Origin of the sequence: Nonomuraea sp. C10, assembly GCF_008017515.1 — a bacterium.
GTDB classification, from domain to species: Bacteria; Actinomycetota; Actinomycetes; order Streptosporangiales; family Streptosporangiaceae; genus Nonomuraea; species Nonomuraea ferruginea.
Genome location: NZ_VPFF01000001.1, coordinates 1,445,404 through 1,470,636 on the forward strand (window position 1 = coordinate 1,445,404; position 25,233 = coordinate 1,470,636).

At 72.4% G+C, this 25,233-nt stretch carries 21 protein-coding genes; 10 read left to right on the forward strand and 11 right to left on the reverse strand.

Annotated features, from left to right (window positions below):
• Positions 1 to 251: 251 nt before the first annotated feature.
• Positions 252 to 626 (reverse strand): FKBP-type peptidyl-prolyl cis-trans isomerase, encoded by a 375-nt coding sequence (locus tag FR742_RS06600; protein ID WP_148030111.1) that lies wholly within the window; start codon positions 624 to 626, stop codon positions 252 to 254.
• A 67-nt stretch (positions 627 to 693) separates the two neighbouring features.
• On the opposite strand from FR742_RS06600, the gene FR742_RS06605 reads away from it, so the two are divergent.
• Complete coding sequence (locus FR742_RS06605) at positions 694 to 1,332, forward strand: SDR family oxidoreductase (RefSeq protein WP_148030112.1); 639 nt, start codon at positions 694 to 696, stop codon at positions 1,330 to 1,332.
• Here the strand turns inward: FR742_RS06605 and FR742_RS06610 are convergent.
• Positions 1,322 to 2,761 (reverse strand): GuaB1 family IMP dehydrogenase-related protein, encoded by a 1,440-nt coding sequence (locus FR742_RS06610; RefSeq protein ID WP_148030113.1) that lies wholly within the window; start codon positions 2,759 to 2,761, stop codon positions 1,322 to 1,324. The genes FR742_RS06605 and FR742_RS06610 overlap by 11 nt on opposite strands.
• Before the next feature lie 98 nt (positions 2,762 to 2,859).
• On the opposite strand from FR742_RS06610, the gene FR742_RS06615 reads away from it, so the two are divergent.
• Positions 2,860 to 3,312, forward strand: a complete 453-nt coding sequence (locus FR742_RS06615) for a GyrI-like domain-containing protein (RefSeq protein ID WP_148030114.1) — start codon at positions 2,860 to 2,862, stop codon at positions 3,310 to 3,312.
• Here the strand turns inward: FR742_RS06615 and FR742_RS06620 are convergent.
• Positions 3,309 to 3,836 carry a TetR/AcrR family transcriptional regulator gene (locus tag FR742_RS06620; RefSeq protein WP_148030115.1) on the reverse strand — a complete coding sequence of 176 codons (528 nt, stop codon included), beginning with the start codon at positions 3,834 to 3,836 and terminating at the stop codon, positions 3,309 to 3,311. The two genes, FR742_RS06615 and FR742_RS06620, sit on opposite strands and share 4 nt — an antisense overlap.
• A gap of 91 nt (positions 3,837 to 3,927) precedes the next feature.
• Here FR742_RS06620 and FR742_RS06625 point away from each other — a divergent pair, with 91 nt between their 5' ends.
• Positions 3,928 to 5,160, forward strand: coding sequence for an FAD-dependent monooxygenase (locus FR742_RS06625; protein WP_148030116.1), 1,233 nt, complete (start codon positions 3,928 to 3,930; stop codon positions 5,158 to 5,160).
• On the opposite strand, the gene FR742_RS06630 is transcribed toward FR742_RS06625, so the two are convergent.
• Positions 5,142 to 6,263, reverse strand: coding sequence for a CaiB/BaiF CoA-transferase family protein (locus FR742_RS06630; protein ID WP_148030117.1), 1,122 nt, complete (start codon positions 6,261 to 6,263; stop codon positions 5,142 to 5,144). The two genes, FR742_RS06625 and FR742_RS06630, sit on opposite strands and share 19 nt — an antisense overlap.
• A gap of 152 nt (positions 6,264 to 6,415) precedes the next feature.
• Between FR742_RS06630 and FR742_RS06635 the strand changes: the two genes are divergently transcribed.
• The 4 genes from FR742_RS06635 to FR742_RS06650 all read left to right on the forward strand — a co-directional run bounded on the left by FR742_RS06635 (position 6,416) and on the right by FR742_RS06650 (position 11,689).
• Positions 6,416 to 7,966 carry a serine/threonine-protein kinase gene (locus FR742_RS06635; protein WP_148030118.1) on the forward strand — a complete coding sequence of 517 codons (1,551 nt, stop codon included), beginning with the start codon at positions 6,416 to 6,418 and terminating at the stop codon, positions 7,964 to 7,966.
• A complete protein-coding gene (locus tag FR742_RS06640) occupies positions 7,963 to 8,946 on the forward strand; it encodes an NAD(P)-dependent oxidoreductase (protein ID WP_148030119.1) in 984 nt (327 codons plus the stop codon). The genes FR742_RS06635 and FR742_RS06640 overlap by 4 nt, the downstream gene beginning before the upstream one ends.
• Before the next feature lie 129 nt (positions 8,947 to 9,075).
• Positions 9,076 to 10,425 (forward strand): FAD-binding oxidoreductase, encoded by a 1,350-nt coding sequence (locus tag FR742_RS06645; protein ID WP_148030120.1) that lies wholly within the window; start codon positions 9,076 to 9,078, stop codon positions 10,423 to 10,425.
• A 4-nt stretch (positions 10,426 to 10,429) separates the two neighbouring features.
• A complete protein-coding gene (locus FR742_RS06650) occupies positions 10,430 to 11,689 on the forward strand; it encodes a cyclopropane-fatty-acyl-phospholipid synthase family protein (protein WP_148030121.1) in 1,260 nt (419 codons plus the stop codon).
• On the opposite strand, the gene FR742_RS06655 is transcribed toward FR742_RS06650, so the two are convergent.
• Positions 11,690 to 12,499 (reverse strand): alpha/beta fold hydrolase, encoded by an 810-nt coding sequence (locus FR742_RS06655; protein WP_148030122.1) that lies wholly within the window; start codon positions 12,497 to 12,499, stop codon positions 11,690 to 11,692.
• Positions 12,500 to 12,601: 102 nt separating this feature from the next.
• Positions 12,602 to 14,137 carry a long-chain fatty acid--CoA ligase gene (locus tag FR742_RS06660; protein ID WP_148030123.1) on the reverse strand — a complete coding sequence of 512 codons (1,536 nt, stop codon included), beginning with the start codon at positions 14,135 to 14,137 and terminating at the stop codon, positions 12,602 to 12,604.
• A 148-nt stretch (positions 14,138 to 14,285) separates the two neighbouring features.
• Between FR742_RS06660 and FR742_RS06665 the strand changes: the two genes are divergently transcribed.
• Together FR742_RS06665 and FR742_RS06670 are read left to right on the forward strand one after the other, a co-directional pair.
• Positions 14,286 to 15,827: a GMC family oxidoreductase gene (locus FR742_RS06665; RefSeq protein WP_148030124.1), complete on the forward strand. Its 1,542-nt coding sequence runs from the start codon at positions 14,286 to 14,288 to the stop codon at positions 15,825 to 15,827.
• 51 nt (positions 15,828 to 15,878) lie between these two features.
• On the forward strand, positions 15,879 to 16,718 hold the full coding sequence (locus tag FR742_RS06670) for an alpha/beta fold hydrolase (RefSeq protein ID WP_148030125.1): 840 nt from the start codon (positions 15,879 to 15,881) through the stop codon (positions 16,716 to 16,718).
• Here the strand turns inward: FR742_RS06670 and FR742_RS06675 are convergent.
• The 5 genes from FR742_RS06675 to FR742_RS06695 all read right to left on the reverse strand — a co-directional run bounded on the left by FR742_RS06675 (position 16,678) and on the right by FR742_RS06695 (position 23,871).
• Positions 16,678 to 17,790 carry a methyltransferase domain-containing protein gene (locus tag FR742_RS06675; protein ID WP_148030126.1) on the reverse strand — a complete coding sequence of 371 codons (1,113 nt, stop codon included), beginning with the start codon at positions 17,788 to 17,790 and terminating at the stop codon, positions 16,678 to 16,680. The genes FR742_RS06670 and FR742_RS06675 overlap by 41 nt on opposite strands.
• Positions 17,791 to 18,018: 228 nt before the next feature.
• Positions 18,019 to 20,355 (reverse strand): penicillin acylase family protein, encoded by a 2,337-nt coding sequence (locus tag FR742_RS06680; RefSeq protein WP_148030127.1) that lies wholly within the window; start codon positions 20,353 to 20,355, stop codon positions 18,019 to 18,021.
• Between the two features lie 8 nt (positions 20,356 to 20,363).
• A complete protein-coding gene (locus tag FR742_RS06685; RefSeq protein ID WP_148030128.1) occupies positions 20,364 to 22,640 on the reverse strand; it encodes an FtsX-like permease family protein in 2,277 nt (758 codons plus the stop codon).
• Entirely contained in the window at positions 22,637 to 23,347 is a 711-nt protein-coding gene (locus FR742_RS06690; RefSeq protein WP_148030129.1) for an ABC transporter ATP-binding protein, read from the reverse strand. Before FR742_RS06690 ends, FR742_RS06685 begins: the two co-directional genes overlap by 4 nt.
• Positions 23,344 to 23,871, reverse strand: a complete 528-nt coding sequence (locus FR742_RS06695; protein WP_148030130.1) for a PadR family transcriptional regulator — start codon at positions 23,869 to 23,871, stop codon at positions 23,344 to 23,346. Before FR742_RS06695 ends, FR742_RS06690 begins: the two co-directional genes overlap by 4 nt.
• Before the next feature lie 120 nt (positions 23,872 to 23,991).
• On the opposite strand from FR742_RS06695, the gene FR742_RS06700 reads away from it, so the two are divergent.
• The gene (locus FR742_RS06700; RefSeq protein ID WP_148030131.1) at positions 23,992 to 25,233 is read left to right on the forward strand and encodes a cytochrome P450; all 1,242 of its coding nucleotides are present in this window, start codon (positions 23,992 to 23,994) and stop codon (positions 25,231 to 25,233) included.

A 25,233-nucleotide genomic window follows, 5' to 3' on the forward strand; every position in this document is an offset into this window, starting at 1 on the left:
CTCGGACGGATGCGGCGAACACCGGGGGAGAGGGCGGACGGCGACACCGGACGCGAGGGCCCGGGGATGTGCGCGGTGGCCGGAGGACCGCGACGGCCGAGCCCGGAGTCGGGATATCGGGCGGCATCACCGGACGCGATGACCACGGCGGACGTGCCAGGGGGCGGGAGTCCGGTGGGGTGATGTCGTGGGGCTCTGGGGTGGGAGGCGTAGGCTCCCGGCGGAAGGGCCGGGAGCCGGGGGGTCGGCGGTCAGCTGACGCCGAGGAGGTCCACGACGAAGATGAGGGTCTCGCCGGGCTTGATGCGGGCGCCCGCGCCGGCGTTCCCGTAGCCGAGGTGCGGCGGGATGACGAGCTTGCGGCGGCCGCCCACCTTCATGCCGGCGACGCCCTGGTCCCAGCCCGCGATCACACGCCCGCCGCCCAGCGGGAACTGGAACGCCTGGCCGCGGTTCCAGGACGCGTCGAACTCCTCGCCGGTGGAGAAGGCGACGCCGACGTAGTGGACGCTGACCTGATGGCCGGGCTTGGCCTCGGGACCGTCCCCGACGACGATGTCCTCGATCTCCAGGTCGGCGGGCGGGTTGCCGCCCGGGAAGTCGATCTCCGGCTTCGAGAGTGCCACGAAGTGCTCCTGTTGACGATGGCAATGAACCCGACGACTCTACGCGGTCGGGATAGGGTCGGCTCCCATGGCCGCCCCGACACCCGACGCGATCCTGCTCGACGGGCGGGTGGCCGTGGTCGCGGGGGCGGCGCGCGGGGCGGGCCGGGCGATCGCCGAGGCGCTGGCGGCCTTCGGGGCGCGGGTGGCGGCGTGCGACCGCGACCGGCCGCGGGGTGATCTGGCGATGACGGTGAAGCCCGGCGACGCGATGGCGGCGGAGGTGTTCGCGCGGGCGGTGGCCGACCGGTGGGGCCGGGTGGACGTGCTGGTGACGAGCGCCGGCGGCTTCGGCGAGCCGGCCGCGCACGACGAGCGGGCGGTGTTCGAGGAGCACTTCGGCCAGGTCACGGAGCTGATCCGGCGGATGCTGCCGCTCATGCCCGCGGGCGGCGCGATCATCAACGTGAGCTCGGGCGAGGCCCGGCGGGCGGCGGTGTACGGGGCGATGAGGGCCGCGCTGGAGAGCCTCACCGCGACGCTGGCCGTGGAGCTGGCGCCGCGCGGGATCCGGGTCAACGGGATCGCGCTGGGCGGGCCGCCTCCCGGAGGGAAGCAGCCCGCGAGCGCGGAGGAGGCGGCCGGCGCGGCCGTCTTCCTGGCCGGCGACCTCGCCAGGTCGGTCACCGGCACGACCGTGCGGGTGACCACGAGGGTCACCAGCTGATGTGGACCGGCATGCCCTCCGAGTAGCCCGAGGAGCTCTGGACGCCGATGACGGCGCGCTCGTGGAACTCCTCCAGCGTGGTCGCCCCCGCGTACGTGCACGCGGAGCGCAGCCCGGCCACGATCGCGTCGATCTGGTCCTCCACGCTGGGCCGGCGCGGGTCCAGGTACATGCGCGAGGTGGAGATCCCCTCCTCGAACAGCGCCTTCCTGGCCCGGTCGAACGGGCTGTCGTCGGCGGTGCGCAGCCGGACGGCGCGCGCGGACGCCATCCCGTAGTTCTCCTTGTACTTACGCCCGTCGGCGTCGGTGTGGGCGTCGCCCGGCGACTCGTACGTGCCGGCGAACCACGAGCCGACCATCACGTTGGCCGCCCCCGCCGCCAGGGCCAGCGCCACGTCGCGGGGGTGGCGGACGCCGCCGTCGGCCCACACGTGGCGGCCGAGCCTGCGCGCCTCGGCGGCGCACTCCAGCACGGCGGAGAACTGCGGCCGGCCCACCCCGGTCATCATCCTGGTGGTGCACATGGCGCCCGGCCCGACGCCGACCTTGACGATGTCGGCGCCCGCGTCGACCAGGTCGCGCACGCCGGCGGCGGTGACCACGTTGCCGGCCGCGACGGGCACGTGCGGCCCCAGCGCGCGCACCGCACGCAGCGCGGTGGCCATCTTGTCCTGGTGCCCGTGGGCCGTGTCGACGACCAGGCAGTCGACGCCGGCTTCGAGCAGTTCCTTGGCCTTGGCCGCCACGTCGCCGTTGACCCCGACGGCGGCGGCGACGCGCAGCCTGCCGCGGGAGTCCACGGCCGGCTGGTAGAGGGTGGCGCGCAGCGCGCCGGTACGGGTGAGGATGCCGACCAGGCGGCCCGACTCGTCGACGATGGGGGCCAGCCGGTGGCGCCCGTCGTGCAGCCGGTCGAACGCCTCGCGCGGGGCGAGCCCGGCGGGCAGCGTGAGCAGCTCGCTGGACATCACCTGGGCGAGCTGGGTGTACATGTCGACGCCCTGGCAGTCGGCCTCGGTCACCACGCCGACGGGGCGGTTCTCCCAGTCGACGACGATGACGGCGCCGTGCGCGCGCTTGGGCAGCAGTTGCAGCGCCTCGCCGACGGTGTCGTGCGGGGTGAGCACGAGCGGGGTGTCGTGGACGAGGTCGCGCTTCTTCACCCAGTCGACCACGTCCGCGACGACGTCGAACGGGATGTCCTGGGGGATCACCACGATGCCGCCGCGGCGGGCGACGGTCTCGGCCATGCGCCGTCCGGCGACCGCGGTCATGTTGGCCACGACGAGCGGGATCGTGGTGCCGGTGCCGTCGTGCGTGGACAGGTCGACTTCGAGCCGGGACCCGACGGAGGAGCGGGACGGCGTCATGAAGACGTCGCTGTAGGTCAGGTCGTACGGCGGCGCCATGCCGTTGAGAAATTTCACGTTCATCCATCTTATGAGGTGACTGCTTCTACCAAACATTTCCCCCTTTCTCGGGGGCTTATGATCGGCCGGGATGCTCAATGGGGGAGGGAGGGCGTGTGGACGTCACCGAGCGGGACGAGATGATCGTCGTCGGATTCGCAGTACGCACCACGAACGCCGACGAAATGGACCAGGCGCGGGCGAAACTGCCGGTCCTGTGGCAGCGGGCCGGTGCTCCGGGGGCCTTCGCCCACGTGCCCAACCGCGTGGGGGAGAACCTCTACGCGGTGCTCACCGACTACGAGAGCGATCATCACGGCGCCTACACGCAGATCGTCGGCACGGCCGTGCGCACGGTGCCGCGGCTGCCTGAGGGCATGGTGGCGGTGCGGGTGCCGGCCGCCAGAACGATCAAGGTGGAGGCGCGCGGCCCGATGCCGCAGGCGCTGGTCGAGGCCTGGCAGCAGGTGTGGAAGCACACCGAGTCGGGCGGCACGCCGGCCAGGGCGTTCACCACCGACGTGGAGGTGCACCACCCGGGGGGCGTCGACCTCTACGTCGCGGTCTAGAAACCGAGCGCGGCGGCCGCGACCTCGACCGCCGTCGGCTTGACCTCCTCGACGGGCAGGTGGGCGTACTCGACCGAGCAGTCGGCGAGGCCGCCCAGCGCGATCGTGGCCCGGATGCGCTGGGTGGTGGTGAGGTCGTCGCCGAGCAGCAGGGCGACGAGCCGCTGCCGCCATTCGATCATGCGCTTGCCCAGGTCGAGGTAGGACAGCACGGACAGTTCGCGCACCACCATGACGATCACCTCGCGGTGCCGCCAGATCATGTCGAAGTAGTCGTCGAGCAGCTCGCGCGGATCCCCGCCGGGCTGCCGGCCGGCCACGAACCGCTCCATGTCGTCGACGAGCGGCTGGACGATGCTGCGCACCAGATCGTCGCGTGAGGAGAAGTGGTAGTAGAGGGCCGGTTTGGTGATGCCGAGCCGGTCGGAGATCTGGCGCAGGCTGGTGTTCTGCACGCCCTGGCGCACGAACAGCTCGCGCGCCACCGCCTGGATGCGCGCCCTGGTGTCACTCGGCCTGGCCATGGATCAACCCTAATCCTTACCTATCGTTAAGTAAGCCCTTGTGGCGGCCGTCGCCGGTGTTTTACCATCCGGTAAGTAAGGAGGGATGTCCATGCACGTCCTCATCTCCGGCGCCAGCGTCGCCGGCCCCGTCCTCGCCTACTGGCTCACCCGCTACGGGTTCACCGTCACGGTCGTCGAACGCGCCCCCGCGCTGCGCAAGACCGGCGGCCACGCGGTCGACCTGTTCCGGCCCGCCGTCGACATCGCCGCCAAGATGGGCGTGCTCGACCGGATCAGGGCCAGGAAGACCGGCACCGAGCTGCTGACCTTCCACGTACCCGGCCGGTCCCGCCCGGTGCGGATGAGCACCGGGAAGCTCATCGCCGCGTTCTCGGAGCGGCACGTGGAGATCATGCGCGACGACCTGGGCGAGATCTTCTACGACGCCGGCCGCGACGACGTCGAGTACGTCTTCGACGACTCCATCACGGCCATCGGCGAGGACGGCGAGGTGGCGTTCGAGCGCGGGCCGTCGCGCCGGTTCGACCTGGTGGTCGGCGCGGACGGGCTGCACTCCAACGTGCGCCGCCTGGTGTTCGGCCCCGAGGAGCGCTTCGCCACCTGGATCGGCGCCTACCTGGCGGTGGCGTCCGTGCCGAACTACCTGGGCCTCGAAGGGCGCATGGAAGGCGTCTCGGCCGTCGACCGGATCATCGGCCTGTACTCGGCGGCCCACCTGCCGGACGCGCGGGCCGTCTTCCTCTTCCGCACCCGCGAGCCCCTCGGCTACCACTACAGGGACGTGCCCAGGCAGAAGGAGCTGCTGCGCGAGCACTTCGCCGGCCTCGGCTGGGAGGTGCCCCGGCTGCTGGCCGAGCTGGACACCACGCCCGCGTTCTACTTCGACAGCATCACGCAGCTGCGCATGGACACCTGGTCGCGCGGACGCGTCACGCTCGTCGGCGACGCCGGCTACTGCCCGGGGCCCGCCGTCGGCGGCAGCACCAGCCTGGCGGTGGTGGGCGCGTACGTGCTGGCGGGCGAGCTCGCCGCGGCGGGCGGCGACCCCGCGCGGGCGTTCCCCGCGTACGAGGCCGAACTCGGCGCGTACGTGCGCGGCAGCCGCGACCTGGCGCTCGGCATGGCGAAACGGCTCGTCCCCGGCGGCCGGTTCGACCTGTGGGCGCTCGTCCAGGCGGCCCGCGTGCTCGACCACATCCCGGACGCGGTCATCAGGGCGGCCGGCCGGCTCGGCGGCAGGAGCGCGCGCCTGCACGACGCCGTCACCCTCAAGGACTACTCACCGTACGAGACGGCCCGCGCTCAGCCCAGCACGCCCTGAGCGCGCAGCTTCTCCGCCGCCTCCGCCGGGATGCCCCAGGCGGACAGGTCGTCCAGCCGGGTGGCCGGGGACAGGTCGGGGTCGGGCACGCCGAGCAGCCGGGGCGCGGGCATCGGCTGGCTCAGCCCGCCGACCTCGACGAAGCTGCGCCGGGCCGCGTTGTGCGGGTGCGCGGGGGCCTCGTCCATCGACAGCACCGGCGACACGCACGCGTCGGAGCCCTCGAACACCGCCTCCCACTCGGCCCGGGTCCGCTTGCGGAACTCCTCCGCCAGCCGCGCCCGCAGCGCCGGCCACTGCGCCTGGTCGTTGCGGTCCGGCAGGTCCGACAGGCCCATGAGGGACACCATCGCCTCCCAGAACTGCGGCTCCAGCGATCCCACCGCCAGGTAGCCGCCGTCGGCCGTCTCGTACGTGTCGTACATGGGGGCACCGGTGTCGAGCAGGTTGGTGCCGCGCGGCCCCCACATGCCGCTGCTCACGCCCTGGTAGAACATCGCGAACAGGATCGCCGCCCCGTCGACCATGGCGGCGTCGATCACCCGTCCCAGACCGGTGCGCTCCCGCTCGAACAGCGCCAGCAGCACCCCGTACGCGAGCATGAGGCCGCCGCCGGCGAAGTCGCCCAGGATGTTGATCGGCGGGGTCGGCTTGCCGCCCTCGCGGCCCAGCATCGACAGCACGCCGGAGACCGCGATGTAGTCGATGTCGTGCCCCGCCGTGGGCGCCAGCGGGCCGTCCTGGCCCCATCCGGTCATCCGGCCGTAGACCAGCCGCTCGTTGACCGCGTGCAGGTCGTCGGGCCCGATGCCGAGCCGTTCGGCCACGCCCGGCCGGAACACCTCGATCACCACGTCGGCGTGCCGGGCCAGTTCCTTGAACGCGGCCACGCCCTCGGGGGACTTCAGATCCAGCCCGACCGAGCGCTTGCCGCGGTCCATCACGTCGGTGCGCGGCCGGTCGGAGACCGCCTTCACCCGGTCGACCCGCAGCACCTCGGCGCCGTGGTCGGCGAGCATCATCCCGGCGAAAGGACCTGGTGCCAGCCCCGCCAGCTCCAGCACCCGAACCCCGGACAGCGGACCCTGACGAGCGTTCGACATCGGCGTCTCCTTCTCATGACCGGCAGGCGAACAGTCACCCAAGTAGAACAATATTCGGTGTGCTCTGGCAAGACGCCTTCCTGACCACCCCTCAGAGGCAGGTGAGGTATGGGAAACTTGCCCACTATTCGGGTGGTCAACAGGGGTAGGACATGGATGCGGATAGCGGCCGGCTGATCGCCAAGCGCTACGAGTTAGTACGCGCGCTTGGCCGCGGTGGGATGGGCGTGGTCTGGGAAGGCCACGACACGCTGCTCGACCGGCAGTGCGCGGTCAAAGAAGTGGTGCTGCCCGCGGGCCTGCCCGACGCCGACCAGGAGCGTCAGCTCGTCCGCACCGCGCGGGAGGCCCGCACCGCCGCCCAGTTCAACCACCCGTCCGTGGTCGCGGTGTACGACGTGGTGGAGGAGGACGGGCGGCCCTGGATCATCATGGAGCTGGTGCGCGCCCCGTCCGTCGAAGAGGTCGTGGCGACCATGGGCGCGCTGCCGGTGCGGCAGGCCGCCGACGTCGGGCGCCAGGTGCTGTCCGCGCTCGTCGCCGCGCACGGGCAGGGCATCCTGCACCGCGACGTGAAGCCGAGCAACGTGCTGCTCACCGACGACGGCCGGGCGGTGCTCACCGACTTCGGCATCGCCACGGCCGAGGGCGAGTCCTCGCTCACCAAGACCGGCATGGTGACCGGCTCGCCCGGATTCCTGGCCCCCGAGCGGGTGCGCGGCACCGAGGCGGGCCCGGCCTCCGACCTGTGGTCGCTGGGCGCCACCCTCTACGCCACGCTGGTCGGCCGCTCGCCGTTCGAACGCGGCGAGCCCATGGACACGCTCAAGGCCATCCTCGACGAGGAGCCCGACTACCGGCGCATCCCGCCGATCATGCACCCGGTGCTCCAGGGGCTGCTGCGCAAGGACCCGGCCGAGCGGGTGACCGCCCAGGAGGCGGACGAGCTGCTCGACGCCGTCCTCCAGGCCAGGCCGGCCGCCGCCGACCGGGACGCGCCCGGCCCCCGCGTGTCGCGCGGGCTCGGCCGCGCCGTCGTGGCGGCCGCCGCGGCCGCCGTCGTGGTCGTGGCGGCGGGCGCCGTCGCGTACTTCAGGTCCGCCGGACCGGCGGAGGGCACCGCGCAGCTCGCCCAGCGGGCCGCGGCGACCAGCCCGATGCCGAGCGCCCCGCCGTCCGCCACGCCGACGCCGACGGCCAGTTCCACGCTCGCGCCGACGCCCGCCCCGACCAGGACGAGGCCCGTGGTGCGGGCCTGGACCTCGCCCGCCGGCTGGTCGATCGAGCGGCCGGCCGGCTGGAAGGGCGCGCGCGGCGAGCACCACGCCGAGTGGACGCACCCGCACCGGATGGGTCACCTGGCCGTCGAGGCCGTCTACGCCAGCCTCGACCCGCACCAGCTCCTGCGCGACGAGGAGGAGGCGTTCAAGTCCGCCGGGGGCGCCGGCGTCCTGCGCGACGCCGGACTCAGGAAGGTCAGCCACAACGGCGCCCAGGCCGTGGAGTGGGAGTTCACCTGGGTGGCCGAGGCGGGCGGCGGCACGCCGTGGGCCGCGCCCGGCATGAAGTACCACGAGGTGCGTCGGGCCGTGACGATCGGCGAGACCGCCTACATCCTGTCCTGGACCTTCACCGAGGCGCAGTGGCAGCGCAACACCGGCCTGATGCGCCAGGTGATGGAGAGCTTTACGGTGGGCGCATGACGCCCTGGAACCTGCTGGCGCTCCCGCCGCTCCCCGTGGACCTGATCCGCCGGCTGCTCGCCCCGCTCGGCGACCGGGTGAGCGTGCGCGCGCCCGCCACGCGCGACCGCGCGGCGCTGCTGGCCGCGCTGCCCGAGGCGGAGATCGTGCTGGGCGACTGGACGGGCGAGCTCACGCTGGACGCCGCGGCCGTGGCCGCCGCGCCCCGGCTGGCGTTCCTGCAGCAGCCCTCGGTCGGCGTCGACGGCCACGACCTGGCCGCGCTGGCCGCCGCCGGCGTGCCGGTCGCCAACACGGCGGGCGTCAGCGCGGGCGCGGTGGCCGAGTGGTGCGTGGCCGCCGCCCTGGCGGTGACCCGCAAGCTGGCCGCGGCCGACGCGGCCGTGCGCGCGGGGGAGTGGCCGCAGCAGGCGCTCCAGCCACGGGAGCTGGGGGCCGCCCGGGTGGGCGTGGTCGGCTACGGGCCGATCGGGGAGGCGTGCGCCCGCCTGTTCGGGGCGTTCGGCGGCAGGGTCTCCTACTGGACGCGCACGCCCCGGGAGGACCCCCGCTACACCGCGCTGGAGGACCTGCTGGAGACCAGTGACGTGGTGGTCGTGGTGATCGCGCTGTCGGAGGAGACCCGCGGCCTGATCGACCCGCGCCGGCTCAAGCGGGGCGCCGTGCTGGTCAACGCCGCCAGGGGCGGGGTCGTGGACCAGGACGGGCTGGTGGCGGCGCTGCGTTCGGGGCATCTCGGGGGCGCGGCGCTGGACGTGTTCGACGCCGAGCCGCTGCCTGCCGGCGACCCGCTGCGCGAGCTGCCCGGAGTGCTGCTGTCACCGCACGTCGCCGGCGTGACCCAGGAGGCCACCGGCCGCCTGATGACCGTCACGCTGGACAACCTGGCCGCGGCCGTCGAGGGCCGCGAAGTCGTCAACGTGGTGAATGGCGTTTGTCAGCCAATTACGCGGAAATACTCGGAATCACCGGCTTCTTAGGCTTGTAGCTGGCACGATGAACAGTTTTCGTGTCTTTAACGCCCCCGGTCTGTTCCATGTTGTCCCGGAGAGATAACGTTCTGTCGACGATCTCTGCCGGCTCCAGGGGGTGCTTGCGTGAAGACGACGATGTCGACACACCGACGGGCAGTGGAGCACATCCGGCGCTCCTACGCCGAGATTCCCGGCGACGCCGCGCCGCGCCTGGCCAAGGCCACGTCCAACCTCTTCAGGTTCCGCGACTCCGGCAAGACGGCCGGGCTTTCCGCCAGGGATCTCGACGAGGTCATCAGCGTCGACCCCGAGACGATGACCGCCGAGGTCCAGGGCATGACCACCTACGAGCACCTCGTGGACGCCACACTCCGCCACGGGTTGATGCCGTACGTCGTCCCCCAGCTCAAGACCATCACCCTGGGCGGGGCCGTGACCGGGCTCGGCATCGAGTCGACCAGCTTCCGCGACGGCCTGCCCCACGAGTCGGTCGAGGAGCTGGAGATCCTCACCGGCGACGGCCGCGTCATCGTCGCCCGTGACGACAACGAGCACCACGACCTCTTCAGGGCCTTCCCCAACTCCTACGGCACCCTCGGCTACGCGCTGCGCCTGCGCATCAAGCTGCGCAAGGTCCATCCGTACGTGCGGCTCACCCACGTCAGGTTCACCGACGCCGACAAGTGCATGCTGGCCATGCAGGAGATCTGCGAGAGCATGGAGCACGACGGCGAGCCGGTCGACTTCGTCGACGGGGTCTTCTTCGGCCCGCAGGAGCTCTACCTCACCGTCGGCCGCTTCGCCGACCGGGCGCCCTACACCTCCGACTACACCGGCATGCGCATCTACTACCAGTCGATCCGGCAGCGCGGCCGCGACTGGCTGACCGTGCGCGACTACCTGTGGCGCTGGGACACCGACTGGTTCTGGTGCTCGCGCGCGTTCGGCGTGCAGCAGCCGATGGTCCGCACGTTCATGCCGCGCCGCTGGATGCGCTCCGACGTCTACCGCAGGCTCGTGGCCCTCGACCGCAAGCACGGCGTCACCGCCCGCATCGACCGCTGGCGCGGCCGGCCGGTGCAGGAGTCGGTCATCCAGGACGTCGAGGTGCCGGTCGAGCGGGGCGCGGAGTTCCTGGAGTTCTTCCACGGCCAGGTCGGCATGACGCCGGTCTGGATGTGCCCGCTGCGGGCGAGCTCCCGCTGGCCGCTCTACCCCCTGGAGCCCGGGAAGCTGTACGTGAACTTCGGTTTCTGGGGCATGGTGCCGCTGCCGCGGGGGCGGTTCGACGGCCACCACAACCGGCTCATCGAGAACGCGGTGCACGAGCTCGACGGGCACAAGTCGCTCTACTCGACGTCCTTCTACGGCCGCGACGAGTTCTGGCGGCTGTACAACGGCGACGCCTACTGGCCGGTCAAGCGGGAATACGATCCGAGCGGCCGCCTGCTTGATCTGTACGACAAGTGTGTGCGGGGAAGGTGATGTGATGGCTCTCGCGTCCATCTTCGAGAAGATCGTCGGCACGGACGCCGGCATCGCGTTCATGGCGTATGACGGCAGCAAGGCGGGCCCCGACGGCGCCGACGTCACCCTTGAGGTGAAGTCGCCCATCGCGGTGGCCTACCTGGCGCAGGCTCCCGGGGAGCTGGGGCTGGCCCGGGCGTACGTGTCGGGCCACATCGACGTGCACGGCGACCTCTACACCCTGCTCGACCGGATGTGGAACATCACGACCAACGACCTGACCCCGGCCGAGAAGGTCGCCGCGGTCCGCTCGCTGGGGCTCAAGCCGCTGCTCATGCGCGTCCCTGTGCCGCCGCAGGAGGTGCGCACCAGCGCGCTGGCCAGGCTGGGCTCCCGCCACGCCAAGCAGCGCGACGCCGAGGCCATCCACCACCACTACGACGTGTCCAACCGGTTCTACTCGTGGGTGCTCGGCCCCTCCATGGCCTACACCTGCGCCACCTTCCCCTCCGAGGACGCCACGCTGGAGGAGGCCCAGTTCGCCAAGTTCGACCTGGTGGCCCGCAAGCTCGGGCTCCGGGAGGGCATGCGGCTGCTCGACGTCGGCTGCGGCTGGGGCGGCATGGTCATCCACGCCGCCCAGCACTACGGCGTCAAGGCGCTCGGCGTGACGCTCAGCCGCCAGCAGGCCGAGTACGCGCAGAAGGCCATCGCCGAGGCCGGGCTGCAGGACCTCGCCGAGGTCCGCCACATGGACTACCGCGACGTGACCGAGAGCGACTTCGACGCCGTCAGCTCCATCGGCCTGACCGAGCACATCGGCAAGGACAACCTGCCCGCCTACTTCGGTTTCCTCAACGGCAAGCTCAAGCCCGGCGGCCGGCTGCTCAACCACTGCATCACCCGGCCCACCGGCAAGGAGAGGACGTTCAACAAGGGCGGCTTCATCAACCGCTACGTCTTCCCCGACGGCGAGCTGGAGTCGGTCGGCTACCTGGTCAGGCAGATGGAGGACAACGGCTTCGAGATCCGCCACGAGGAGAACCTGCGCGAGCACTACGCCAAGACGCTGAGCCACTGGTGCGACAACCTGGACGCCAACTGGGAGGACGCGGTCCAGGAGGTCGGCATGGGCACCGCCCGCGTCTGGGCCCTCTACATGGCGGGCTGCATCGTCGGCTTCGAGCGCAACAAGATCCAGCTCCACCAGGTGCTCGGCGTCAAGCTGGACGGCCAGGGGCGCTCCGGCATGCCGCTGCGCCCGTCCCGCGACTGGCCCTGATCAGCTCTCCAGCACCTCGTACAACGTCTTGGCGAACTCGGCCGGGTGCGTGAGGAAACCCACGTGCCCGCCGGGGAAGCCGGCGATGTCCAGCCCGAGCTCCTCGGCGAGGGCGAGGGCGGTGCGGTGGCCCACGGTGGACCCCGTCTCGCCGCCGGTGGCCAGCGTGAACTTGCCGCCCCGCAACGCCTCCAGGTCGGGCACATAACGGACGAACGACCGCAGCTCGTACGCCACGCAGAAGGACATGTTGGCCTGGACCCGCGCCAGCATGTCGGCGACCGGAGGCGGCAGCCCCGCCGACGCCTCCGGCGGCGCGGCGACGCCGAGCAGGGCGCTCAGCGCCCGGACCGCCGCCGGCGCGCCCTCCCGCTCGTACGTCTCGTACACCTCCTGGAAGGCGGCGTGCCAGCGGTCGGCGTCGGGCAGCAGCTCGATGAGGAGCGGCTCGTGCGCGACCGCCGCGCGCACCTGCTCGGGACGGGCCGCCAGCAGGTCCATCACGACCATGCCGCCGTAGCTCGTGCCGAAGAGGTAGGCGGGCTCCCGGCAGAGCGCGCGTAGCAGCAGGTGCGCGTCGCGGGCGTGCTGGGGGATGCGCTGCTCGCCGATCGGGGAGGTCAGCCGGCTCCGCGAGTTGCCGCGCGGATCGTAGGTGATCACGGTGTAGTGGTCGGCGAGCAGTGCGGCCAGCGGCGCGAACGCGCCCGCGTCCCCCTCGCCGCCGTTCACCAGCAGCAGGACCGGGCCGGACCCGCGCAGCTCGTAGTACAGCTCGGCGCCGGGAACGGCGAGCGTGCCAGCTTCCATGCGATCCTCCGATGTTCGTGAGCCGTACACGAACAGATCGCGGACGCGGGGGAAAGCGTTTCGCTCCTGGGCCCCCTCCCTACGGAAGGGGGCCTGCGGGGCTCAGCGCAGCTCGCGCTTGAGGATCTTGCCGGTGGCCGTCATCGGCAGCGCGTCGCGGAACTCCACGATCCTCGGGTACTTGTAGGCCGCCATGTTGTCCCTGGCCCAGGCGACGAGCTCGTCCTCGGTGAGGCTCGCGCCCGCGTCGAGGATGACGTACGCCTTGACCTCCTCGCCGTGGGAGTCGTGCGGCACGCCCACCACCGCCGCGAGCGAGACCGCCTCGTGCGTCATGAGGATCTCTTCCACCTCGCGCGGGTAGACGTTGAACCCGCCGCGGATGATCATGTCCTTGGCCCTGTCGATGATCGAGTAGTAGCCGTCGGCGTCGCGGGTGGCGATGTCGCCGGTGCGGAACCAGCCGTCGCGCATCACCTCGGCGCTCGCCTCGGGCCGGCCGTAGTAGCCCTTCATGATGTTGTGGCCGCGGATCGCGATCTCGCCGGGGCCCTCGCCCTCGACCGTCTTCCAGTCGTTGTCGATCAGCTTCATCTCCACGCCCCAGATCGGGGTGCCGATCGTGCCGGGCTTGGCCGGGCGGCCCGGCTGGTTGAAGCTGGCCACCGGGGCGGTCTCGGACAGGCCGTAGCCCTCCAGGATGCCGATGCCGAAGGTCTGCTCGAAGTCCTTGAGCACCTCGACGGGGGAGGCGGAGCCGCCCGCCACCGCGACCTGCAGCGTGGCCGGGGGCTCCGCGCCCTCGGCGTGGATCTTGGTGAGCATGGCCCAGTACATGGTCGGCACGCCCGCGAAGAACGTCGCCTCCTCGCGGCGCATCAGCTCCAGCGCCTCGCCCGGCTCGAAGCGCGGCATGAGCACCAGCTTGGCGCCGCGCATGAACCCGGTGTTCATGACCACCGTCTGCCCGAAGGAGTGGAACAGCGGCAGCACGCCCATGTAGGTGTCGCCGTTCTCCGAGCGCGGGAACATCTTGTCGTTGACCATGACGTTCATCAGCATGTTCTGGTGGCTCAGCTCGGCGCCCTTGGGCTGGCCGGTGGTGCCCGAGGTGTAGAGGATGACGGCGGTGTCGTCGGCCGAGGTCTGCACGGTCTCGAACTCGCCGGACATGCCGTTCAGCGCCGCCCAGACCGACTCACCGTACTCCGACTCGGTCGCCAGCGGCGTGGCCGGCAGCACGAAGAAGTGGTCGCAGCCCTCGGCCCCCTCGAAGCCCGCCCGGCCGCGCTCGCCCAGCGGCAGCTCGGGCGTGCCCTCGAAGCAGAACAGCGCCTTGGCGTCGCTGTCGTCCAGGTGGTAGGTGATCTCCCTGGACTGCAGCAGCACGTTGAGCGGCACCACGGTCGCCCCGGCCTTGAGGATGCCGAAGTAGACGAACGGGAAGTACGGCAGGTTGGGACAGGCGATCGCGACCTTGTCGCCCTTGCCGATGCCCCGCGAGACCAGCAGGTTCGCGACCTGGTTGGCCACGGTGTCGATCATGGAGTACGGCAGCCGCATGTCGCCGAAGACGACGGCCGTGTTCTCCGGAGTGTTCCTGGCACTGTCTTCCAGGACGATCGACAGGTTGAGCATGACGCCTTCCCTCCTTGTTGGGCCTTCGGCCACATCTTCGCAGCGGGGGCATACCAACCGGTAGGTAACTCAGGTTACAGATGCGTATGGACGCGATGCCGCCGCTGGAGTAAGCAAGTAACAAGTTACTCGCCCCTGGGAGGGGTCCATGGAGTACGACTACGTGATCGTCGGAGCCGGTTCGGCGGGGTGCGTGCTGGCGGCGAGGCTCTCGGCCGACCCCGCGGTGTCCGTGGCGCTCGTCGAGGCCGGCGGCCAGGACGACAAGCTTGAGATCCGCATGCCCCTCGGGTTCCCCAAACTCTTCAAGACCCCGTACGACTGGGACTTCACCACCGCGAAGCAGGGCGAGATGGCCGGGCGCGAGCTCTACTGGCCGCGCGGGCGGGTCCTCGGCGGCTCCTCCTCGCTCAACGCCCAGATGTGGGTGCGCGGTTGCGCCCTGGACTACGACCAGTGGCGGATCCCCGGCTGGGGGTACGAGGACGTGCTGCCGTACTTCCACCGGGCCGAGCGCCGCGTCGGCAGCAACCACGGCGGCGTCTACGGGACCACCGGCCCGCTGCTCATCTCCGAGCTGCGCAGCCCCAACGTCACCACCGCCGCGTTCCTCAAAGCCTGCGAGGAGCTCGGGTTACGCCGCCTGGACGAGCTCAACGGCCCGTCCAACGAGGGCTACAGCCCCACCCCCGTCACCCAGGACCGGGGCCGCCGCTGGAGCGCCGCGGACGCGTACCTGCGCCCCGCGCTGCCCCGGCCGAACCTCACCGTGATCACCGAGGCCCCCGTGGACCGGATCACGATCGAGGACGGGCGCGCCACCGGCATCGAGCACAGCGGCGGCGCCCAGATCAGGGCCAGGCGCGAGGTCATCCTGTCGGCGGGCGCCATCGGCTCCCCCTACCTGCTCATGCGCTCCGGCGTCGGGGCCGGCGACGAACTGCGCGACGCCGGCGTGCCGGTCGTGCGCGACCTCCCCGAGGTTGGCAAGAACCTCCAGGACCACCTGTCCACCGGTGCCTTCGTCTCCTGCACCAAGCCCGTCACGCTCACCAGGGCGGAGTCCGTCGCCAACCTGCTGCGCTACCTGGTGTTCCGCTCCGGCATGCTCACCTCGAACGTGGGCGAGGCGGTCGCCTTCATCAGGACCTCCCCGGAGGAGCCGGCCCCCGACATCGAGCTGATCTACGCCCCGGTGCCGTTCAAGGACCACGGCCTCACCCCGCCCACCGGCCACGGGCTGACCGTCGGCGTCGTGCTGCTGCAGCCCGAGAGCCGGGGCAGGATCGGCTTGAACGGCCGCGAGGTGGTGGTCGACCCCGCCTACCTGAGCGCCGGCGTCGACGTCGAACGGCTGACGGCCGGGCTCAAGACGGCCAAGCAGGTGTTCGCCACCAACGCGATGAAGCCGTACGCGGGCGGGCCGATGCCCCCGTACACCATGCCGGAGAGCGACGAGGAGATCGCCCAGTGGATCAGGGAACGCGGCGAGACCCTCTACCACCCCGTCGGCACCTGCCGGATGGGCGTGGACGAGGCGTCGGTCGTGGACCCGTCGCTGCGCGTCCGCGGCGTGGCGGGCCTGCGGGTGGCGGACGCCTCCGTCATGCCGACCCTCAACCGGGGCCACACCCACGCCCCGGCGGTGATGATCGGTGAGAAGGCGGCCGACCTGATCGCCGGAAGCTGATCGGCCCCGGACGCCCCCGCGCGGGCGTCCGGAATGTTAGGTTGCGCAGTCATGGAGATCAGAACCGTCCACGCCAACGGGGTGGAGTTCTCGTATCTGACCGTGGGGGACGGGCCGCTGGCGCTGTGCCTGCACGGCTTCCCCGACACCGCGCACACCTGGCGTCACCTGCTGCCCGAGCTCGCCGGGCGCGGCTACCGCGCGGTCGCGCCCTTCACGCGCGGCTACGCGCCGACCGAGATCCCCGCCGACGCCGCCTACGAGGGCGCCGCGCTCGCCGCCGACGTGCTCGCCCTGCACGAGGAGCTCGGCGGCGACGAGCGCGCGGTGCTCGTCGGGCACGACTGGGGGGCGTTCCCCGCGTACGCGGTCGCCGACCGGTTCCGGGCGGCCGTGACCATGGCGGTCCCGCCGCCCGCCGCGCTGCTCGCCGGGCTGATGGACTACGACCAGCTCAAGCGGTCGTTCTACGTGTTCCTCTTCCAGACGCCGCTGGCCGAGTCGGCCGCCGCGACCCCGGGGTTCCTGGACCGGCTCTGGCAGGACTGGTCGCCCGGCTACGACGCCTCCGACGACCTCGCCTTCGTGCGCCGCAGCATCGGGGAGCCGGCCAACCTGGCGGCGGCCATCGGCTACTACCGGGCCATGATGGGCACCACCCCGGCCTCCGGGCGCTACCCGGATCCGGGCAGGGCGGAGTCGACGCCCATCCTCTACCTGCACGGCGACCGCGACGGCTGCCTCACGCCCGACGTGGTCAAGCAGGCACTGCCGCACCTGCCGCCGGGCTCCCGCGCCGAGCTGGTGCCCGGCGCGGGCCACTTCCTGCACCTGGAGCGGCCGGACGTGGTCAACCGGCTCGTCCTCGACTGGCTCGCCGCCGTTCCCTGAGCCGCAGCACTGCCAGTACGGGATGCCGCCCCGACAGGCTGACCTCCACCCGCTCCACGGTCTCGAACCCCGGCGGGTCGCCGCCTTCGTCGTACGACAACGCCACCACCAGCCCGTCGCGGGCCAGCACGCGGCGGATCTCCCGCCACAGCCGGTCCGGCTCCCGGGCGAGCTCCCCGGCGGGCGGCACCTGACGCCCCCACGGCGGATTCACCAGCACCCGATCGACACTGCCCCCGGCCACCGGCACCCGCCCGGCGTCAGCCACCCCCCACCGGAACCTCGTGCCCCTGCCCGTGCGGCTCGCGCCGGCCAGGACGCGGAGGTCAGCCGTGCGGCGGGGTGCGCCGTCCGCGCCGTTCTCGGCGTGGCGGGCGTTCTCGCGGGCGGCGGCGATGGCGGCCGGGTCGTGGTCGAGGCCCAGGAGGAGGGCCTGCGGCGCGAGCGCGGCGGCCTCGATGAGGGTGGTGCCCGCGCCGCAGCACGGGTCCAGGACCGTGCGCGCCCCGGCGAGCCGGGCCAGACCGGCCATGGCGGCGGCCAGCGGCGGGTGCAGGGTGCCCCGGATCGAGGCCGTCTTGTACGGCCTGCGGTGCAGCGGCCGGCCCGCGATCCGTACCGCGATCACCGCCCGGTCGCCCTCGATCGTGACCCGCCACGCGACGCACCCGCCGGGCGGCGCCGCGCCGCCCGAGCGCGAGTGGTACGGCGAACCCAGCCGCCGCGCCAGCTCCGCCCCGACGGCGTCCTCGATCTCGAACCGCGTGTAGTTGCGCCGCCCCACGAACGACGCGGAGACCTCGATCCCCGGCTGCGCGGGGACGCCGGGGTACGTGATCGTACGGGCGGCGGCGGCCAGGCGGCGCAGGGCCGCGCGGGCGGGCCCGACACCGTCCACGACGGCCGCCACCAGCAGCACGTCGTCGGCCGTCCGCAGCCCTGTCAGCCCGGCCCAGGAGCCCGAGGGCTCGAACCACACCTCACGATGGCGCAGCCCGCTCACCCGGCCCAGCCGTGAATTCCGGATCTCCGCGGCGACCAGCGGTTCGATGCCACGAACCGACCGTGCCACGGCAAGAGTGTGCGCGGAAGAACGCGCCCGGCGTCCCTCCGCAGGTTGCGAATCTCGCACCTGTCTTCTCCCACGTCGCGACCCGGGACGGCGGCAGGCCGTCCCGCATCGCCGGCGGTGGGTCGTCCGCGACCCGCCGGCGGGTCGCTAACGCAGGTAGAAGAACGTCACGCGGCCACCTTAGCGATCACCCGCCGGCGATCACCACGGGTTTTCCACCAGGCCGCGTCAACGCAGTGACACCGTCGTGAGCCCCGGATACGCCCTGATCTCGGCCTCGGTGAACCGCCCGGTCACCCACCGGCCGCGCGAGAACAGCTCGGTCTGGTCGGCGTGGTGCGGCGAGGTCGAGTCGGCCGACAGCGAGTACGTCAGCACGGTGCGGGCGCGCGGCCCGGACGGCGTCAGCTCCACGGCCATCAGGAAGCTGGAGCCGGTGTCGACGTCCGCATAGCGGCCTTCCTCGCCGAGCGCGCCGCGGGCGCGGATCCGGTCGAAGCACCCCTCCGCCTCGGTGCAGCCCGGCACCGGGACGGCGCCGTACCACTGGGCCTGCCCCGGCGTCAGCGTCAGCGGGAGGTCGTTGGCCCTGAAGAACCGCACGGCGTCGGCCAGCGCGGCCGGCACCGCCGGGTTGGCGAGGTCGAGCCCGCGCGGTGTGGTGAGCGGGTGCTCGGGGTCGAACGGCACCTTCCACCAGCTCCTCGGCGGGATGACCCCGCCGTCGGGCCGTCTCTGCGGGCGGTGCAGGCCCAGGAAGAACTCGCGCCACAGAATCGCGCCACGGCTGTCCAGGCGGGCCCGCCCGTCCCAGGCCGTCAGCGTGGCGCAGGCCCGGCGGACGTCGACCTTCTCGCCGTCGCTCGCCGTCATCACGGGCTTGGCCCGGCACAGCGCGCGCAGATCCGGGCGGAGCAGCTCGGCACTCAGGTTGCGCTTGCCCGTCGCCGTCCGCTGGAGAGTGTCCAGCGTGAAGCCGGGGGCGCCGAGCCCGTCGCCGCCCGACAGCCGCTGGGCGATCATGTCGAGGCCGACCCGGGTGCGCAGGTCCCGTTGCGTGCGGGTGTCGCCGAAGATGCGCGGATAGTCGGTGAGCGGGGCCTCCGGGTTGGTCAGCCAGGGGTCGGCGTTGGCGTTGCGGGCCAGCCGGGGCTGGGCGGCGGGGCCGAAGACGCCCGGCTCGATCGCGTCCGCGTCCTCGCCCCACAGGCAGGCCGACGTGGACCCGTCCAGGATGAGCATCTCCGGGTCGTCCCCGGCGCGGCAGCGATCCGCCTGCTCGTCGGTGACGTGCGGGACCACCGAGGCGTCGGCGAAGTGCGTCTCGCCGCCGGCGTCCGCGGCGAGCGTGTAGACGAAGGGCATCCCCTGGTAGGTGTCCTGCGCGCGGCGCAGCCCGGCCAAGTCGCGGGCGGTTCCCATGGCCAGCCACTCGTCGGCGAAGCGCAGATTGGCGGCGTTGACGTCGGCCAGGGCGATCGCCGTCCCCTCCGTCCAGCCGGTGGCCAGCACCGGGCCGTACCGGGAGGTGTACAGGGTGGTGGTGACGGTGTTGGTCGCGCCCTTGGCGTCCCGGACGGTGACTGACACCTCCTGCCGGCCCATCGGCTCGGGCCGGCCGTCCACCAGGTACGTGGTGCGCCGGCCCGGCACCAGCTTGAGCCGGTACAGGGTGAAGCGCTGGGCGTGGGAGACGGTGTGCGTCCAGGCCACGCTCGCGTTGTGCCCGATCTGGACCATGGGGGTGCCGTACAGGCTGCCGCCCGACACGTCGAGCACGCCCGGGATGGTCAGGTGGACCTGGTAGAAGCGGCGGCTCCCGTTCCACGGGAAGTGGGGGTCGGCCAGCAGCATGCCGTGGCCGCTGCGGGTGGCCTCGCGCCCGAGGGCGTAGGCGTTGCTGCCGGGGGCGCTCACCTTCTTCTTCCTGTCCGGCTGCTTCATCTCCTCTTCCTCCTGCCCGGAGGCGGCGATGGCCTCCTTGAACGAGGAGCTTCCGGCCAGGCGGCCGAGGTCGAGCAGGTTCATCCAGACGTCCGTGGCGGTGATGGGGCCGACCCAGTCCTTGCCCCGGCAGGCCGGGTCGGGCAACCCGGCCACGCCCGTCTCGCTCAGGTAACGGTTGAACCCGGCCACGTAGCCGTCCACGAGCGCCCGCACCTCGGCACCGGGGCCGTGGGGCGCCGGGCGGGCGAGCACCCGGCGCAGCACGCCCGACGCGTGGACGCTCTTGTAGTACACGTCGCTGGCCAGGTTGGAGACCGGGTCGACGGCGTCGTCCGACATCGCCTCCGCGCCGAAGTGGCGCGACCGCTCCCCGCGCAGGGTGAGCGCCCACGAGGCCATGACGCACAGGTTGTCCTCCGCGAAGGCGTAACCGTAGCCGTAGCCGAGGCCGCCGTGGTCCTTCGCGGAGATGTGCGGGATGCCGTACTCGGTGCGCCTGATGTCGGCGGTGTAGCGGCCTTCTGCGGCCCGCGCCGGCGCGGGCGCCGCCACGAGGAGGGAGGCGGTCAGTGCGGCCGCGAGCGGCGCGGCCAGCCGCCGGACACATGTCTTGATCATCGGCGGTCCTATTCGAAGCGGGCGTTGTCGGGGGTGGTCACGCGCTTGAGCAGCGGCAGACCGGCGAGGGCGATCAGCAGGGCGGCCAGCAGCCCGCCGCCGACGGTCAGGAAGTAGGCGGGGCCAGGCATCGTCGCCGGGGCGCTCTTGATCGCCAGCTGGTCGATCACCGGCCCGGCCACGCCGAAGCCCGCGCCCGCCGCCACCAGGGCGGCCAGCACCACCGGGACGGCCGTCTCCAGCAGCATCACCCTGGTAAGCGTCCGTGTCGGCGTGCCGCACAGCCGCAGCAGCGTGAACGGCTGCCTGCGCTCCACCACGCCGCCGGCGACCGCCACCAGCAGGCCGCAGCCCGCCACCAGCAGGGTCAGCGCGACGATGGCCAGCGCGACGCGTTCCACCTGGTCCAGCAGCACCGCGCGGGCCCGGGCGACCTCGGCGAACGTCTGCGGTGTCTCGGCGCTGCCGGAGAGGGCGACGTACGGATTGAGCAGCGTACGGATCCGCTCACGGACGACCGGGTCGGCCGCGTGGATCAGCACCGCGGCCAGGGGCCGGTCGGCTGTGGCCGTGTCGGCCTTGCTGCCCGCGTCCACGACCGGCAGGTTGCGGTCGACGGAGAGCATGTTGTCGCTGGTCAGCAGCCGGTTGAAGTCGGCCGTCACCGCGTGGACGCCCGGGGCGCACCGGCCGAGCGCCGGGAAGGAGGCCAGGGCGTCGCATTCGACCACGTGCCCGAGCAGGAAGTCGAGCCTGCAGCCGGGGCCCGGGTCGCACGGCGGAGGGCCGTCGGGCAAGGCAGGCGTATCGGCCCTGCGGTAGATCGGCAGCACGGTGACGCCGGGATGGGCGCGTAACTTGGCGAGCAGCTCGGCCGCCGTGGCGGGCGGCAGAGGCTGACCCTCGGCGGCGTCGGCGTACCCGAACGGCGCCCGCATGACCTCGTTCAGCGTGCCGCCGCCCGCCGCCTCCTGGCCCGAGACGACGGCGGGGACGATCCCGGCGACGGCCGTGCCGATGAAGACCGCCAGCACGATCCCGTTCACCGACCGGAAGGCCCCCTTCGGGTCGGCCGCCAGCCGCCGCGCGGCCAGCAACGTCGCCGCGCCGCGCGTGACGCGGGCGGCCAGCCGCGCGGCCAGCATCGTCAGCCACGGCCCGGCCACCACGAGACCGACCATGATCAGCGCCAGGCCGGCGTCGACGAGCAGCGCGTCCGGGTCCTCGCCGCCCGCGAACACCGGGCCCGCGAACAGCCCCAGCCCCGCCAGCAGCGGGAGCACCCGCCACCATCCCGGGGCGGCGGCCCGCACCTTACGCGCCGCGCCGAGCGGTGTGATCCGCACCCGGCGCAGCGACCACAGCGCGGCGCCGGCGGCGGCGAGAGGCACGCCCGCGACCACGGTGCCGTACTGGAGAGCGGTCGGCGCGACCACGTCGGGGAAGAAGCGGGAGCCGGTGACGGCGACGCCGGCCAGGGCGGGCCGCACCGCCTGGAAGACCGCGACGCCGGCGAGCGCGCCCAGCAGCGCGCCGAGCGCCGCGTCCACCGAGGCGATCACGTTGATCTGCCGCGCGGTGGCGCCCGCCAGCCTGATCGCCGCGAAGCGCGCCTCGCGGCGGGCGGAGGCCAGCCGGGTGGCCGTGCCGACGAGGACGAGCAGCGGGAAGATCAGGCCGACGGCGGCGATGCCGAAGCCGTGCTCGTAGAGGGCCGCGGTGTCGTCCGCGCGCGGGGTGGTGGCGACGGCGTCGACGGCCGCGGTGCCGGCCATGGCGGCCAGCTCGCCGGGGGTCCGGCCGACGACGACGACCAGGTCGTCAGGGCCGGACAGCGCCGCCCGCCCGATCAGGCCGGCGCGGTCGCCGGGGAAGCGGCCGGCGAGCTGTTCGCGCGGCACGGCGTCCATCAGCTCGGCGAGCGCGGGCGAGACGTAGTGGCGCCCCGCGCCGGGCAGCTCGGGGACGCCGGGCACGGCCGCTGTGGGCGTTCCGTCGAGGACGGCGACGTCGAGCCGCTTGATCGGGCGGCCCGCGTAGGAGTCCTGGCGGTGGTTCCACAGCACGGCGCCCGGGGTGGCGCCCAGCGCCCAGCCGCCCGGCGCGGAGCCGGTCGTGCACTCCCAGCACGGGCGGTCAGCGGTCACCTGGAAGGCGTTGAACAGCGCCACCGTGGACAGCAGCACCGTCGCCCCCATCGCGACGGAGGCGGTGACGAGCGCCAGCCGGACGGCCGCCTCCCGGCCGCCGCGCAGCGACAGCCGCAGGCCCAGCCAGAGCGTCATCGGACGGCCCCGCCGGCGTAGGGGTCGGTGACCTTGCCGTCACGCACCATGACCTCCCGGTCGGCGCAGGCGGCGACGCGCGCGTCGTGGGTCACCACGATCACGGTCACGCCCTCCTGGCGGGCCAGGCCGACGAGCAGTTCCATGACCTTCTCGCCGGCGAGCGAGTCGAGCGCGCCGGTGGGCTCGTCCGCGAAGATCACCTGGGGCCGCGTCACCAGCGCCCTGGCGATCGCCACCCGCTGCGCCTGCCCTCCGGACAGCTCGCCGGTGCGCCGCTCGCCCAGGTCGTCCAGCTCCAGCCGCCGCAGCCAGCCGCGCGCCCGATGGTAGGCCTGCTTGCGCCCGGCCCTGCCGAGCAGCAGCGGCAGGGCGACGTTGTCGGCCACCGTGAGCTCCGGCACCAGCTGGCCGAACTGGAAGACGAAGCCGAACGCGGTGCGGCGCAGCTCGGACCGCCTGGCGTCGCTCAGGGTGTCCAGCCGCCGCCCGCCGAACCAGACCTCGCCCGCGTCGGGGGTGAAGACGCCGGCCAGGCAGTGGAGCAGCGTGGACTTGCCGGAGCCGCTCGGGCCCATGATCGCCAGGATCTCCCCCGCGGTCACGGAGAGGTTCGCCTCGCGCAGCGCCCGCGTACGGCCGTGGGAGCGGTCGACGGAGCGGGCCTCCAGCAACGGTCCGGGCACAGGAAGGCCGTCGACGGTCATGACTGCCGCACCGTCTCCGCCAGCGCGCCCAGGCGGGCCGTGGTCACGTCGATCCAGCGCAGGTCGGCCTCCAGGTGGAACAGGGCGTGGTCGGCGAGCAGGGCGTCGACCAGGGCGCCGGAGCGTTTGATCTCCGACAGCTCACGCATGCGCCGCATGTGGGTGGCGCGCTGCGCGTCGAGATAGCCGTGCGCGTCGTGGCCCAGCATCAGCGCCAGCACGACCTTCGTGAACAGGACCGTCTGCAGCAGCGGCTCCGCGGCCACCGGCTCGGCAAGCCACGCCTCCACCTCCTGCCTGCCGACCGGGGTGATGGCGTAGCGCTTGCGGTCGGGGCCCTCGCCGGGCTCGCTCTGGCCGGCCGTGACCTTGCCGTCCCTGGCCAGGCGGCCGAGCGTGGAGTAGACCTGCCCGAAGGGGAGCGGCTTGCCCCGGCCGAAGTAGGTGTCGTAGGCGCGCTTCAGGTCGTATCCGTAGCTGGGCTCGCGATCCAGCAGGCCCAGGAGGGCCAGGGGGACTGTCATGGCGGACGACTATACACCGGAGGTATATACCCGGTGTATACGTGCCTCCGGATGAAAGGTACGTACGGTGTACGTGCAAAGTGTTGACGCGGAACCGCCCATGCTCGAATGATGGGCACCATGAGCGTCCTCGACTTCGACCTGTCGGACACCCACTTCTGGGCCAGGCCCATGTCGGAGCGGAGGCAGGCCTTCGACCTGCTGCGCCGGCGTGCGGCGCCGGCGTTCTTCGCGGAGCCGGAGATCTCCTTCGCGCCCAGGGGTCCCGGCTACCACGCCCTGGTCAAGCATGCCGACATCCTCGAAGCCAGCCGCAACCCGGAGGTCTTCTGCTCCGGCGACGGCGGCGCGACGAACATCCCCGACATGCCGGCGGAGTTCACCGAGTACTTCGGCTCCATGATCAACATGGACGACCCGCGCCACGCCCGCCTGCGCCGCATCGTCTCCCGGGCCTTCACGCCCAAGATGATCAAGCAGTTCGAGTCGGACGTCGACACCGCCGCCGCGAAGATCGTCGACGACCTCCTCGCCAACGGCCCCGGCTGCGACTTCGTCACCGAGGTCGCCGCCCGCCTGCCCCTGAAGATCATCTGCGACATGATGGGCATCCCGGAGCGCGACTACCAGTTCGTCTTCGAGCGCTCCAACATGATCCTCGGCGGCTTCGACCCCGAGTACGTCGGCACCGACGTCGAAGGCATCGCCGAGCGCCTGCTCACCGCCGGCATGGAGCTCCAGCAGCTCGTCCAGGACCTGGCCGCCCACCGCGCCGACAACCCGACGAGCGACCTCACCTCCTCGCTGGTCAACGCCAACATCGACGGCGAGCGGCTGACCATGCAGGAACTCGGCTCGTTCTTCATCCTGCTCGTCGTGGCGGGCAACGAGACCACCCGCAACGCCATCTCGTACGGACTGCGCCTGCTCACCAAGAACCCCGAGCAGCGCGAGCTCTGGAGTCAGGACTTCGACAAGCACGCGCCGACCGCGGTCGAGGAGATCGTCCGCCTCGCGTCACCGGTCAACTTCATGCGCCGCAAGGTCACCCGCGACCACGTCATGAACGGCAACCCGTACCGCGCGGGCGAGAAGGTCGTGCTCTACTACTGGGCCGCCAACCGCGACCCCGAGGTGTTCGACGACCCCGAGCGCTTCGACATCACCCGCCACCCCAACCCGCACGTCGGCTTCGGCGGGCCGGGGCCGCACTTCTGCCTCGGCGCCCACCTGGCGCGCCGCGAGATCACGGTGATGTTCCGCGAGCTGCTGCGGCGCGTCCCCGGCATCGAGGGTCACAACCCGGACCGGCTGCACTCCAGCTTCATCAACGGGATCAAGCACATGGAGTGCAGGTTCTGA

Coding starts and splice junctions, on each gene's coding strand:
- FR742_RS06605 (WP_148030112.1), top strand. CDS start 694: ATGGCCGCCCCGACACCCGACGCGATCCTGCTCGACGGGCGGGTGGCC.
- FR742_RS06620 (WP_148030115.1), bottom strand. CDS start 3,836: ATGGCCAGGCCGAGTGACACCAGGGCGCGCATCCAGGCGGTGGCGCGC.
- FR742_RS06625 (WP_148030116.1), top strand. CDS start 3,928: ATGCACGTCCTCATCTCCGGCGCCAGCGTCGCCGGCCCCGTCCTCGCC.
- FR742_RS06630 (WP_148030117.1), bottom strand. CDS start 6,263: ATGTCGAACGCTCGTCAGGGTCCGCTGTCCGGGGTTCGGGTGCTGGAG.
- FR742_RS06635 (WP_148030118.1), top strand. CDS start 6,416: ATGGATGCGGATAGCGGCCGGCTGATCGCCAAGCGCTACGAGTTAGTA.
- FR742_RS06640 (WP_148030119.1), top strand. CDS start 7,963: ATGACGCCCTGGAACCTGCTGGCGCTCCCGCCGCTCCCCGTGGACCTG.
- FR742_RS06645 (WP_148030120.1), top strand. CDS start 9,076: ATGTCGACACACCGACGGGCAGTGGAGCACATCCGGCGCTCCTACGCC.
- FR742_RS06650 (WP_148030121.1), top strand. CDS start 10,430: ATGGCTCTCGCGTCCATCTTCGAGAAGATCGTCGGCACGGACGCCGGC.
- FR742_RS06655 (WP_148030122.1), bottom strand. CDS start 12,499: ATGGAAGCTGGCACGCTCGCCGTTCCCGGCGCCGAGCTGTACTACGAG.
- FR742_RS06660 (WP_148030123.1), bottom strand. CDS start 14,137: ATGCTCAACCTGTCGATCGTCCTGGAAGACAGTGCCAGGAACACTCCG.
- FR742_RS06665 (WP_148030124.1), top strand. CDS start 14,286: ATGGAGTACGACTACGTGATCGTCGGAGCCGGTTCGGCGGGGTGCGTG.
- FR742_RS06670 (WP_148030125.1), top strand. CDS start 15,879: ATGGAGATCAGAACCGTCCACGCCAACGGGGTGGAGTTCTCGTATCTG.
- FR742_RS06680 (WP_148030127.1), bottom strand. CDS start 20,355: ATGATCAAGACATGTGTCCGGCGGCTGGCCGCGCCGCTCGCGGCCGCA.
- FR742_RS06685 (WP_148030128.1), bottom strand. CDS start 22,640: ATGACGCTCTGGCTGGGCCTGCGGCTGTCGCTGCGCGGCGGCCGGGAG.
- FR742_RS06690 (WP_148030129.1), bottom strand. CDS start 23,347: ATGACCGTCGACGGCCTTCCTGTGCCCGGACCGTTGCTGGAGGCCCGC.
- FR742_RS06695 (WP_148030130.1), bottom strand. CDS start 23,871: ATGACAGTCCCCCTGGCCCTCCTGGGCCTGCTGGATCGCGAGCCCAGC.
- FR742_RS06700 (WP_148030131.1), top strand. CDS start 23,992: ATGAGCGTCCTCGACTTCGACCTGTCGGACACCCACTTCTGGGCCAGG.